9 protein-coding genes are annotated in these 12215 nt (G+C 66.6%); 5 read left to right on the forward strand and 4 right to left on the reverse strand.

What is annotated here, in order from left to right; all coding sequences use genetic code 11:
• The first annotated feature begins 11 nt into the window (after window positions 1–11).
• The 5 genes from PLE19_00975 (at window position 12) to PLE19_00995 (ending at window position 5850) form a co-directional block, all read left to right on the forward strand.
• Window positions 12–1034 carry a carbohydrate ABC transporter permease gene (locus PLE19_00975; GenBank protein ID HPD13490.1) on the forward strand — a complete coding sequence of 341 codons (1023 nt, stop codon included), beginning with the start codon at window positions 12–14 and terminating at the stop codon, window positions 1032–1034.
• Between the two features lie 151 nt (window positions 1035–1185).
• The gene (locus PLE19_00980) at window positions 1186–1896 is read left to right on the forward strand and encodes a discoidin domain-containing protein (protein ID HPD13491.1); all 711 of its coding nucleotides are present in this window, start codon (window positions 1186–1188) and stop codon (window positions 1894–1896) included.
• A gap of 116 nt (window positions 1897–2012) precedes the next feature.
• A complete protein-coding gene (locus PLE19_00985; GenBank protein ID HPD13492.1) occupies window positions 2013–3038 on the forward strand; it encodes a ThuA domain-containing protein in 1026 nt (341 codons plus the stop codon).
• 14 nt (window positions 3039–3052) lie between these two features.
• Entirely contained in the window at window positions 3053–4417 is a 1365-nt protein-coding gene (locus tag PLE19_00990) for a Gfo/Idh/MocA family oxidoreductase (protein ID HPD13493.1), read from the forward strand.
• 50 nt (window positions 4418–4467) lie between these two features.
• Entirely contained in the window at window positions 4468–5850 is a 1383-nt protein-coding gene (locus PLE19_00995) for a Gfo/Idh/MocA family oxidoreductase (protein ID HPD13494.1), read from the forward strand.
• A gap of 238 nt (window positions 5851–6088) precedes the next feature.
• Here the strand turns inward: PLE19_00995 and PLE19_01000 are convergent, their stop codons facing one another.
• The 4 genes from PLE19_01000 to PLE19_01015 all read right to left on the reverse strand — a co-directional run bounded on the left by PLE19_01000 (window position 6089) and on the right by PLE19_01015 (window position 11892).
• Complete coding sequence (locus PLE19_01000) at window positions 6089–6331, reverse strand: hypothetical protein (GenBank protein HPD13495.1); 243 nt, start codon at window positions 6329–6331, stop codon at window positions 6089–6091.
• A gap of 247 nt (window positions 6332–6578) precedes the next feature.
• Window positions 6579–8780, reverse strand: coding sequence for a hypothetical protein (locus PLE19_01005; protein ID HPD13496.1), 2202 nt, complete (start codon window positions 8778–8780; stop codon window positions 6579–6581).
• Complete coding sequence (locus PLE19_01010) at window positions 8777–10132, reverse strand: PQQ-binding-like beta-propeller repeat protein (protein HPD13497.1); 1356 nt, start codon at window positions 10130–10132, stop codon at window positions 8777–8779. The genes PLE19_01005 and PLE19_01010 overlap by 4 nt, the downstream gene beginning before the upstream one ends.
• A gap of 2 nt (window positions 10133–10134) precedes the next feature.
• Window positions 10135–11892, reverse strand: a complete 1758-nt coding sequence (locus PLE19_01015) for a DUF4091 domain-containing protein (GenBank protein HPD13498.1) — start codon at window positions 11890–11892, stop codon at window positions 10135–10137.
• Window positions 11893–12215 lie beyond the last annotated feature (323 nt).

Genomic DNA, 12215 nt, shown 5'->3' on the forward strand with positions numbered 1-12215 from the left:
GCGGCAAGCGGATGACGCGCTGGACGCTCGTGGGAACTCTCGTGCTCGGCCTGCTCGCGCTGGTCGCGGGCCTGGCCTGGCTCCTGCACCGGCGGCGGGGCCACACGCGGGGCGAGGCGCTGGTGCGGTCGGCGGGCTACGTGCTGCTCTGGACGCAGTTCCTCCTCGTCGTGACGCCGTTCCTGTGGGTGATCCTCACGTCGCTCAAGCCGAGCCGCGAGATTCTCGAATCGCCGTTCGCCCTGCCCCGCGTGCTCCGCGAGCCCACGGCCGCGCACTGGCGGCAGACGGCCGACAACTACGCCACGGCCTGGACGAAGTCCCACTTCCGCGACTACTTTGCCAACAGCGTGAAGATCGCGGCCTGCGCGGTGGTGCTCACGGTGGGCCTCGCGGCGATGGCGGCCTATGTGCTCGCGCGATTCGAGTTCCCCGGCCGCAAGGTCCTCTATCTGCTCTTTCTAGCCGGGATGATGTTTCCGGCTCAGCTCATCCTCGTGCCGCTCTTCTTCCAGTTCTCGTGGATGTCCGACCAGCTCTCCGCCGTCACGCTCGCCGTCAGCAGGGCGTTGGGCGTCGGGCCGTACCGGGTCCAGATGCACAACAGCCACGTGACTCTGGTCCTGCTCTACACGGCGGTGAGCTTGCCCTTCAGCGTGTTCGTGCTCACGAACTTCATGCGCACGATCCCGTCGGAGCTCCGCGAGGCGGCGCTGATAGACGGCGCCACCGAGTGGCAGGCCTTCTGGCGGGTGATGCTGCCGATGGCGAGGCCCGGCCTCACGAGCGTGGCGATCTTCAACTTCCTCGGCGTCTGGAACGAGTACCTCTACGCCCTGGTGTTCCTCGACGACGAGGCGATGCGCACCCTGCCGCTGGGCCTCGCCAGCGTCTCGATTCTCGCCGACTACAAGAGCGACTACGGCCTGATGTTCGCCGGCCTCGTCATCACCGTGCTGCCGATCCTCGCGGCCTACCTGCTCTTGCAGCGCCACCTGACTCGCGGCGTGACCCTCGGCGCGCTGAAGGGGTAGCTCGCGGGGGGGGCGTTTGAGCCGTCGCTCAGGGCAGGCTCTTGGCCGCGGGCGGGGCGTCCGCGTTCCGGGCTGCGGGGGCTCGAGATCCAGGCGAAGAACAGCACAACGCCCCGGGCCGTCCTGATGCGGCCCGCAGGAGGCATTCACAATGGGTGTGGCAGGAACCAGAACGATATGGGGAGGATGGGCAGCCGCGGGCCTCGCGGCCGGGGCCTGCCTGTTCTGCTGCGCCAGCGCGGCGGGCGAGCCCGCGCCGGGCAAAGTGGCGCTGGTCCTCGAGCTGCCCCGGCCGCGATTCATCGGCACGCCGATCAACCTCAAGACCCCCAACCTCGAGAAGCCCCGCCAGGGGAAGCGTCCGGACCTCCTGGTCCCTGCGGGCCTCACCAATGTGGCGCTCAACAAGCCGGTCACGGCCAGCGACACCTCGCCCATCATGGGCGAACTGAGCCAGGTTACGGACGGCGATAAGGATGGCATCGAGGGGAGCTATGTGGAGATCGGCCCGGGCAAGCAGTGGTTCCAGGTGGACCTCAAGGAGCGTTACCAGGTCTTCGCCGTTGTCGTATGGCATTACCACGCCCAGGCGCGGGTCTACCACGACGTGGTCGTCCAGGTCTCCGACGATCCGAAGTTCGCACGTGACGTCCGCACCCTCTACAACAACGACCACGATAACTCACTCGGCCTCGGCGTCGGCAGGGACAAGGAGTACATAGACACCCACGAGGGGCTCCTCCTTGACGCGGGCGGCGTCGAGGCCCGCTACGTCCGCCTCTGGGGCAACGGGAACACGGAGAACGGCCTGAATCACTGCACCGAGATCGAGGTGTACGGCAGGAGGCCTGCCGCGCCGTAGTCGAGCGAGGAGCACACGGGCCATGCCGCGTCGGGCTCGACGTGCGTCTGTGCGTGACGCGGCTCTGAGCGGCGCGGGGCTGGGGGTTGCAGGCCCTTGGGCGAAAGGAGAAGGCCGTGAGAGCGCTCGGGAATCTCTGGGGTCTCGTGGTCGCGGCAGTGGCGCTCGGCGGCGAAGCCGTGAAGGAGCCCCCGCCCACCTGGCCCTGGCCGGGGCCTACCCCGCCAGAGCAGCGGGAGGCCATGATGAAGAGGACCTTCCTCATCCAGCCCGCGCCGCAGGACATGAAGACCATCGAGGAGCTTGCGCCGGACAAGCCTCCCGCGGCGCCACAGAAGCCCCGCAAGCTCCTCCTCTGGGGCCGGGTCTGGACCCACATGGCCAACCCCATGACCGAGGAAACGGTGAAGACCCTGGGCCGGAAGACAGGCGCCTTCGAGGTCGTGGTCACCGACGACCCGCAGATGCTCCTGCCGGAGAAGCTCAAGGGCTTCGATGCCATCTTCCTCAACGGCCTGCACGACCCCACCCCCTTCCTGCCGCACTGGCTGAAGAGCATGCCCAAGGAGGAGCAGGAGGCCGCGATTGCCTTGGACCAGAAGGTCAAGGCCAGCATCCTCAAGTTCGTCGGCGAGGACGGCAAGGGCATCGCCGGCATCGAGGGCTCCATCTGCGCCCTGCGGGACTGGAAGGAGTTCGGCGAGCTGATGGGCGCCTTCTACGCCGGCCACTACGTAGGCAACTTTGTTCTCAAGGTGGACGACCCGGCCCACCCGCTGACGGCCTGCCTTGCGGGGCAGGCGTTCAAGGTGTTTGATCAGGGCTATGTCCCCGGCCCACCTTACTCGCCGAAGAAGGTGCGCGTCCTCTTGAGCCTCGACCTCACTCAGACGCCTGACCCTGTCGCCGATCCAAAGGCGGCCTGGCTGAAGCCAAGCGTGGAGAAGCTGGAGCAATCCACCGGACGCAGGGAGTACCCCATCAGTTGGGTCAAGTCGTACGGCAAGGGGCGGGTCTTCTACCTTTCGCTGGGCGTACAGAAGGCCCCCTACTCCAACCCGCTCTTCATGCGCTACCTGCTGGGCGGCATCCAGTTCGCCCTGGGTGACCTGCCAGGCGACACCACACCGAGCGAGAAGTGAAGGAGGACACGAGGATGGGAGGCCAAGTCTCGCGTCGCGAGTTCGTGCGCCGGGCCGCTCTCGGCGCCGGCGCGCTGCTGCTGGCCAACAGCCGCTCCGCGCGGACCTATGCGGCCAATGGCAAGCTGAACATCGCCCTCATCGGCGTGGGCGGGCGCGGCAAGTGGTACGTGGACGTGGTTCCCAAGATGGAGAACGTGGTGGCGCTGTGCGACGTGAACGAGAGCAAGGCCGAGGCGGCCTGCAAGCTCTTTCCCGATCTGCCGAAGTTCCACGACTTCCGCGTCATGCTGGACAAGATGGGCAAGGAGATGGATGCCGTCTTCGTCGCCACGCCTGACTTCACGCACGCCGCCGCCGCCGTGGCCGCGATGCAAGCCGGCAAACACGTCCTGTGCGAGAAGCCGCTGACGCGGACAGTGTATGAAGCTCGCGTGATGCGCGACATAGCCCAGAAGCATAAGGTCGCCAGCCAGATGGGGAACCAGGGCTCCGCCAGCAACTCCTTCCGCCGCGGCGTCGAGCTGGTGGAGGAGGGCGCCCTTGGCGAGGTGACGGAGTGGTACGGCTTCAATGCCGATGGCGGCCCCAACATCAAGGAGCCGCCCAAGGAGGCCGCGCCATGCCCCGAGTACCTGAAGTGGGACCTTTGGCTCGGGCCGGCCCAGTACCGCGAGTTCCATCCGCGGTGGCTCGGCTGGACCGTCTGGCGCGACTTCAGCAACTACCAGCTCGGCAACTGGGGCTCCCACGTCTGCTTCCTCGGCTGGAACGCCCTCAAGCTCGGCTCGGTGTGGGCGATGCCGCCGGAGAGCAGACCACGCATTCGCGTCCAGGCCGAAGTCTCCGAGATCAACAAGCTCTCCTTCCCGCGCTGGCAGGTTATCCGCTGGAAGGTGCCCGCCCGCGAGGGCTTCCCGCCCCTCACCTTCACCTGGGTCAATGGCCAGGGCGGCGCTGCACAACAGGCCTGGGACAAGATCGTGGACTACCGCGGGAAGAAGTTCAAAGCCTGGGCCTGTGGCGGGCTCATCGTCGGCACCAAGGGCAGAATGGAGAACAACGCCGGCGAATGCTGGTTCGTGCCGGTCCCGGGAGAGCAGGAGAAGGGCGAGGTCATCTCCGGCCCCAAGAAGTTGCCCCCTTCGCGCGGCCACGAGGGCGACTTCTTCCAGGCCTGCCGCGGCGGCATCCCGGCCTGGGGCAACTTCGGCAACACCGGCCCCTACTGGGAGTTCATGGCCCTCGGCAGCATCGCTACCCAGTTCCCCGATGAGCTGGAGTACGACCCGCTGGAGTGCAAGATTGTGAACAACGCCGAGGCGGACGCGCTCTTGAACCCGCCCCGCCGGGAAGGCTGGGAGTTGCCCACCCGTTGAACTGCCACGGGGGAGTTGGCGACCGCAACACCGAGAAGAGGAGATGAACTATGGTGGCGCAGACTCGACGCGGTTTCCTCCGCCGCGCGGCCCTGGGTGGAGCGGGACTGGTCGACCTTGCCGGCAGCCGCTCTGCACGCACCTATGCGGCCAATGGCAAGCTGAACATCGCCCTCATCGGCTGCGGCGGGCGTGGGAAGTGGTTTGTGGACGTGATGCCGAAGATGGAGAACGTGGTGGCGCTGTGCGACGTGAACGAGAGCAAGGCCGAGGCCGCCTACAAGCTCTTCCCCGATCTGCCGAAGTTCCACGACTTCCGCAAGATGCTCGACGAGATGAGCAAGCAGATTGACGCGGTGATCGTGTCCACGCCCGACCACACCCACGCCGTCGCCTGCGTGGCCGCGATGAAAGCGGGCAAGCACGCCTTCGTTGAGAAGCCGATGGCCGCCTGCCCCTACGAGGCCCGCACGATGCGCCTGACGGCCGAGAAGATGAAGGTCTCCTCCCAGATGGGCAACCAGGGCTCCGCCAGCGGGGCCTTTCGCCGCGGGGTCGAACTCGTCCAGGAAGGCGCGCTCGGCGAGGTCAAGGAGGCATTCGTCTGGAACTCCGGCGGCGGCCCCGACACCAAGGAAGCGCCCAAGGAAGAACTGCCGGTGCCGCCCTACCTGAAGTGGGACATCTGGCTCGGTCCGGCTCAAGACCGTCCCTTCCACCCCAAGTGGCTTGCCTGGAGCGGGTGGCGGGACTTCGGCACCGGGCAGCTCGGCATGTGGGGCTCGCACAGCGGCTACCTCGCCTTCTTCGCCCTCCAGGTGGTGGACCTCTGGCATGCCGACCCCGCCACCAAGCCCCGCATCAAAGTGCAGGCCGAGTTCTCGGGCATCAACAGGCTCTCCTATCCCAAGTGGGAGCTGGTGCATTTCGCCATTCCCGCGCGCGGCGGCATGCCACCGGCAACGATCCACTGGGTCAACGGCGGCGGACTGGACTCGCCCTCCCGCAAGAAGATCGAGGGGCTTGTGGGCAGGCAGTTGGACTGGGGCGACGCGGGCGAGAAGAAATGGAAGGAGTTCGCCGGCTCTCTCCTTGTCGGCTCCAAGGGAATGATCCTCGGCGGCGGCCACAGCGCCACGACCGAGCTTCTGCCCGCCGACCAGTTCAAGGATGCGCAGAAGGACGCCCCGAAGAAGCTCCTCGGCTCGCAGGGGCCGGAGCGCGACTGGGTGCGGGCCGCCAAGGGCGAGAGCGTAACGCCCATGTCCAGCTTCAGCCTTGCCGGCCCCTACATGGAGATGATGCTCCTCGCCAACGTCGCCACCCTATGCGAAGGGGAGCTTGAGTACGACCCCTTGGAGGGCAAGATCACCAACAACGCGGAGGCCGATGCCCTCTTGCGCCGCCCCTACCGCGACGGCTGGTCGCTGTGAGCGCGGGGCAGCGCCTGCCCCGCGCGGTCCTGAACCTGCGGAGTTCATTCCCCCAGCGGCAGCCAGGGCACGTCGAGGTATCTCTCCAGCGATTGCGCGGGTTCGTCGAGCACCCATGCCCAGGCCTGCGTGGCGCCCACGGCCACCTGGGGGATGACTGACAGCCCCACACACGAGAGAAGGACGCGGGAGCGTCCCGGACCGCGCGTCCCCACACGGGAGCGCGGGGACGATTGCGCTACTTGGAATGGATGAGAAGTCTTGAGAAGGCGTTCATTTCGGAGCCGAGGCCGAAGAAGCAGGCGCTCTGGTCGGTATTGCGGTTGGCGTCTACGAACTTGATCTTTCGGGCGATGGCGCGAATGAACTTGGCGAGCGCGACGCGCGAACGGGCGTATTGCGCGAAGGTTTCGTCGCGGAGCGAGATCGTGAAGTTGCGCGTCCAGCCCTTCCCGTCCAGGCGCTTCTCCAGCGCGGGCATGAGGGCTTTCAGGAAGCGGCCGTAGCCTGGGGCGTCAACATCCGTGGAGTCGAGCCTGCCCGCTTTCTCGCGGCCAGTGGGGTCCCAGTGCTGGATGGCGGGCGAGCGGAGCGCGAGGTTGCCCTGGGCATCCAGGGCGTGCTCAGACGCGCAATCCCGCTGCCTGTGATGCTCCCGCCAGCCAGCACAGGACTCCCGCCCACAGAATGCGAGAAGTTCGGCCTGCCATCTGAGGTCACTCCTCCCTTCAGTGCCGCTGGGAAAGGGGCGCCCATCGGCTCTGGCCGGCAGCGACGAGGATGGCTCGAAGGTTCTGAAGGTAGAAGGGGTCCTGCGTCACCTCCGGCCACGGCAGGTTCTCGAGGAGCCACTCGGGCGTGCCGTCGAGGACGAATGCCTTGACCTGATAGTAGGGCGTGATCCCACCCCAGTTGTTCATCTGGTCCTGCGAGAACTGGTTGAAGGTCTCAGGCCAGAGCCAGGTGAAGAAGTCCCAAACGACGGCGACCTCGCCCTTCATGTGATCGCGCCAGAAGCGGTGCATCTCGTCGCGGGCGAGGGGGAAGATGCCTGTCCAGGGGGCCAGGAAGAGCGTCGGGTCGCCCTCGGGGCCGGGCCCGTGGGTCGTTATCCACCAGTTCACCTTCGTGTCATAGATGATGTCGGTCTTGCGGGCGAGGTGGTCGGGCAGGACGCCGGTGAGGTGTCGGAAGCGGTTGGCGCCCGACGTGTGGTCGCGGCCCATGTAGCTGGCGATGTAGTCGGTGCCGAAGAAGTGGGCATACCAACCGACGAGGTGCTTGGCGACGAGGTAGGCGGCCTTGCCATACGCGGCTTCGTCGCCCAGGGCCTTCATCAGGCGGGCGTAGGCGATGAGGGCGTTCACCTGCGCAGTGTGGCAGAAGCCGGTCGTCGCCCAGCCTTCCACGGCAAAGCCGAGGAGCCAGTTGTGGCGGGTGAGCACGTGGTTAGCCATTGCATCCAGGAACGCCCGATTGGGCTTTACGGCGTCAAGGTCGCCCGTGTAGTGGGCGTAGGCCCAGACAGCGGAGAGCGCGATGCCGTTGTAGAGGTCCTCGGATTCCCAGACGCCGCTGATGCTGCGCTCGGACTTCGGGCGGAGGACGGCCACCTGTCCCGACGGTGTGCGGACGGTTTCCTTGAGGAAGTTGGCTTCGGCGAGGACCTCGCCCAGCATCGCCTTGGCACGTGCCTTGGCCTCTTGCCGGAGCTCGGGCTTGAGCAACGGCAGCGATTGGCAAAGGGAGAAGAGCTGCTCGTTCCTGGCCCCGAAGCGGAAGAACTGGTAGTTGGAGGAGCTTGAGAGCCAGCGGAAGGGCTTGTCGCTCTTGAGGATCTTCTCCACCTGGGCGTTCAGCTTCGCAAGGGCCTCTTTGCTTATCGGGTCGTCGCCTGGCGTGATCTCAAGCACTTCGTCAACGTATCTGCGGCCGCCGGGGAAGCGGAGGGTGTGGCTGTCGCCTTCGCAGGCCAGGAGCGGGCCGTTGACCGTCGGATACGACAGGTCGGTTGGAGCGGGCGCGACTTCTATGGGCAGCGGCCCTTTGCCTGCGAAGGCCAGGGCAATGCCGAGCGCGGGGGGCAGAGGGGCGAGCTTCTCCCCCTTCGTGCCCCAGTCGTCTTTGATCTCTTCGCAGTCAAAGCCCTGGCGGACGCTCACCGAGCCATCGGCTCCCAGGCGGTATTCCTCCTTGCACGCAACGGGGAAGAAGCGGCTCATTCGGACGAGGCGTCGGCATCGCTCCCTCACCTCGGCCGGCAGTTCCTCCTTCCATGCGCCTGTCTCGGAGCCCCTGAGCTTCCTGGCCCCGAAGAGCGGCATCACCTGCATGACGCCGGCCGGCTTCTCGCCGAAGTCCAGCACCACCGCGCCATGGTGCCCGACGCCCTTGAGCCTCGTTTGCAGGGTGATGAGCATCGGGGCGTCCACCCCGACGACCGCCGGCGTGCCGTGGACGGCGGGAATCTGGCCGTCGCTGAACCCCTTCGCTTTGTGGAAGGAGACCAGTGCGAACGGCTCGGAGAGGGGTGCCCTGGTCTGCGTAGGGGCAGCGCCGGCGAAAAGGGCTATCTTGCGTGCATCGGTCCGAATGAGTACCGCTGGCGAAAGGTTGCTCACCCATAGCTCGAGCGCGCCGGCCGCGCTCTCGAAGCGGCACCTGGCCGCGCACCAGTCGGCGGAGACCAGTGTGGCCTTCACTGGGCCGTCGCCGGGCAGTCGGACCTCGCCAAAGCCGAGCTCGGTTCCCCGCAGGGCGAGCTCGGGCCAGGCGTTGGGCTTCAGCTTCACCGTGAGGGCCATGCCAAGCACCTCGCGGCCGGGCTGCCAGAAGGTGCCCATCGCCGCCTGGTCAACGCCGCGCGACCACTCGGCGCCGGCCGCGAGCGCGGTCAAGACTGAACAGATGGAGAAGACGATTGGCCTCATCGCTTGGCCTCCCTTGGCTTGAAGGCTCGCAGGTTGTCGCCGCCGTGGGACATTGCCGGGATGGCCCTGATGATGCCGTTGGCGAAGACCTTCCCCTCGGCGACGACGGGCGAGTAGACGTGGAAGCCCTTGGCGCCGCCCGTGAGCTTGCCGGCGTCGGGGCATTCGCCCCAGGGCCAGGGATGGCGCCTGCTGAGCTCCAGAATCGTGCCGTCGCGGCGGCCGATGAACGACGTGCCGAAGATGAAGTCCTGCGTCAAGGCCACGTTGTTCTTGATCAGGTGCCCGCCCGTCCAGGCGCGGGTGAACTCCTCGTCCCAGAGGAGCTTCCCGGTCTTGAGGTCGAAGGCGAGGACGGGGGCGTTGTGTTCGTGATTGTAGATCGTGCAATGGGCGTAGACCACGCCATCGGCGATGGAGGGGGCGAGGCCCTGGAACTGGGCGATGGAGTAGAGCTTGCGGAACCAACTGCGGTTCCCGCCCCACTCCATCTCCTGCGGCGGCTTGGCCTCGCGGGGCCAGCTCCACAGTTCCTCGCCCGTCTTCGCATCCAGGGCGTAGAAAGTGATGCCCTTGCCCTGCTCGACGAGGGCCTTGGCGAGGTTCTCGTGGATGAACCACTCGTAGCCGGTGCCGTCGTCCCAGACCCGCCCGAGTAGCGTGCCGATGCAGACCACGCCGTCGGCGACCGAGGGCGACGAATAGGCGATCTTCCCTTGAGTCTTGTGGCTCCATAGCTGCTTGCCGGTGGCCTTGTCGAAGGCGAAGAGCATGCCTTCGCGTGCCGCGGCGTAGACGATGCCGCCGGCGACGGCGGGGCTGGACCACACCTGGCTGCCGCAGTCGGCCTTCCACTTCTCCTCGCCAGTCTTAAGGTCCAAAGCATAGAGGTTGAAGTCGTTTGAGCCGATGAAGACCACGCCGTCCACGATGGCGGGCGCCGACCATATCTTGTCGCCCGTCTCCTTGCGCCAGACGAGCTTGCCCGATTGCGCGTCAAGGGCGTAGACCGTCTTGTCGTCGCTGCCGAAAACGACGATGTTGGAGTTCACGGCGGCGGCGAAGCCGATCTTGCCTTTCGCATCAAAGTGCCAGAGCTCATCGCCTGTGTCGGCATTCAGGCAGAAGAGGCGGCCGCCCCACGTGCCGATGTAGACCCTGCCGCCGGCCACGACGGGCTGCGCGGTTGAGCGGCCGATCTCCTTGTCCCACGCGATCACCAGATCGGGGCTGATCGGCTCGTTGGAGAAGCTCGTGTGCGCGGGGTCGTGGGCGTAGCACGGCCATTCGTCCGCCAACGCGGCCCCGAGGCCGAAGGCGCCGGCGATCACGGCCAGAAGAGCGGTTCTCACGGTTACTCCCCCAGTCTGGCGGCTGCCTCAAGGAGCTTGCGGCGGGCCTGGTTGAACTCGGCGGGGTCGAGGGTGTAGTCGGTGAGGCTGCGGACGACGCTGCGGCAGATGGCATCGGCCTCCTGCGGCCTCTTCGCGGCCAGGAGGCGGAGGAGCTCGTAGTCCTCAATCCCGTCGCGCATCGCCTCGTAGCGGAGGCTATCGAGCGAGTGGAGCTTGTCCTCGGAGGACGGTGCGCCGCGGAGCTTGGCCACGCCGGGATAGACGAGCGTCGCGTCGCCCGGCGGGTCGCCGGGGTTCTGAAACGGGTTTCCCCACGAGGGGTTGAAGCCCCAGTGGAGGTAGCCGGTGGTGCCCGTGGCGAAGTTGGCCCAGTGGAGGAGCCGCGTCTTGATGAGCGGGTAGTCAATCAGGCGGTTCATGTACTTGCCGCGCGGGCGCTCGCAGGTATAGAACCACACCTCGTCGCCGGCGGCCTGGCGCTCCTGGAAGAACTTCATCTGGCGGTCGAGCTGGTCAAGGAGCGGCGCCCAGATGTCAAGCGCCCCGACGATGTTGGTCGCGCGGATGGCTTCGGCGCGGCGGAGCTTCGGGGCGTACTTCTTGACGAGCTGCCCCAGCCGCACATAGGCCGCCGCGTTGCTCCCCACCGGCTCGTCGGCCTGGAGCTGGATGTAGCTCTCCACCCAGCCCTTCTCCTCAAGATGCTTCTGGAAGGCGGGGAGGAACGCAGCAAGATACTTCTCAAAGGCATCCGTCATCACGAACACCCGCTTCCTCGCCTCTTCCTTCGAGGCTGGGTCCTCGGGCGCGGGGAATTGGCCTTTGGTGCCATCGGGCTTTGTGAGCGGGAGAGGGATGGCATAGAAGTCCTTGGACATCCATTCGTGGCGGCCTGCGAGCGCGGAGCCCATGACCCACGGCAGGCCCGCCTGGCGGAAGGTCTCGACCATACGGTCGAAGTTAGCGAAGTCAAACGCCACGGCGCCCTTCTCGTCCTGAACCGCGCGGACGGTCTCGTGAAGCGTCACGTGGCCGACGCTCTGGCGGTGGGCAGCCATGCTCGCGGCGTCGGCCTCGATCAGCTTCCAGTGCTTCTCCGACCACCACGGGGCCTGGTACATGTGGGTGAGGACGACGGGGTAGTACCAGTTGACCACCTTCAGGCTCATCTGGCGGGGGACGCGCGCGGCATAGACCCTGACACTGAGCGGCACCTTCTGTTCCACTCCGTCCGCCGCAATGGCCACGTGGCCCTCGTAGGTGCCCGGCGCCGCGTCGTCGGGGACCGCCACGGTGAGCCACACCGCGCCGGTTTGCCCGGCCTTGGCGGAAATGGAGCTGTCCTCGAGCAGCGGGTCGGGCAGGTCTACCGGCGCCTTCGCCACGAGGACCTGTTCGCCTGTTTCGGCGAGGTGTGGCTCCGTGTTCTTCTTGATGGGCACATAGCCGACGAAGCGGACCCGCGGCATTGCAAGCTCGGCGCCTGCCGCCGATTTCAGCACTGTCGCCGACGCGGCGAGCCTGGCCACATCGGCCGTTGTGCGGAAGGCGATCTGGCCATTCTCGACCTCGCTGCGGGCGGCCTCTATGATGACGCTTCTTGGTGGTGCTGCCGGCGGCTCATCCGTGCGAAGCACCTTCACCAGAGGGTCCACGGCCCACACCCGCAGCCCGATCTCGGCAGCGCGCGCGCCGCCCAAGCCGATCGCAAGGACGCACAGCTCTCCCACGGCGGCAGGCAGCCAAGACCCCTTCATCCAGGCGCTCCTTTCAACACGAGAGCTCTCCCACAGCCGCAGTCTAGGCTGCCTGGCATCCGGAATCAAGCAGCCATAGCCACCTTCCGCCACCGCTCAGGGTGCAAGCCGGGTGTGGGCCGGAATTGTAGGCGGCTGCGGGAGTTCCGAAGGAGCGAAATAGGATAGCCCAGGGCAACGCCCTGGGAACAAGACCGCCCCGCGGCAGCCCTGACAGGGCGGAATCGAGAGCTTCTATCTCGCCCCTTCAGGGCTGGACTCGTGGATCCCGCTGAACCCAGGGCGTTGCCCTGGGCTATCCCATGCGAGCCCTTCAGGCTCCA

It is taken from the genome of Planctomycetota bacterium, assembly GCA_035384565.1.
GTDB lineage: Bacteria > Planctomycetota > PUPC01 > DSUN01 > DSUN01 > DAOOIT01.

Coding starts and splice junctions, on each gene's coding strand:
- PLE19_00990 (HPD13493.1), top strand. CDS start 3,053: ATGGGAGGCCAAGTCTCGCGTCGCGAGTTCGTGCGCCGGGCCGCTCTC.
- PLE19_00995 (HPD13494.1), top strand. CDS start 4,468: ATGGTGGCGCAGACTCGACGCGGTTTCCTCCGCCGCGCGGCCCTGGGT.
- PLE19_01005 (HPD13496.1), bottom strand. CDS start 8,780: ATGAGGCCAATCGTCTTCTCCATCTGTTCAGTCTTGACCGCGCTCGCG.
- PLE19_01015 (HPD13498.1), bottom strand. CDS start 11,892: ATGAAGGGGTCTTGGCTGCCTGCCGCCGTGGGAGAGCTGTGCGTCCTT.
- PLE19_00980 (HPD13491.1), top strand. CDS start 1,186: ATGGGTGTGGCAGGAACCAGAACGATATGGGGAGGATGGGCAGCCGCG.
- PLE19_01000 (HPD13495.1), bottom strand. CDS start 6,331: ATGCCCGCGCTGGAGAAGCGCCTGGACGGGAAGGGCTGGACGCGCAAC.
- PLE19_00975 (HPD13490.1), top strand. CDS start 12: ATGACGCGCTGGACGCTCGTGGGAACTCTCGTGCTCGGCCTGCTCGCG.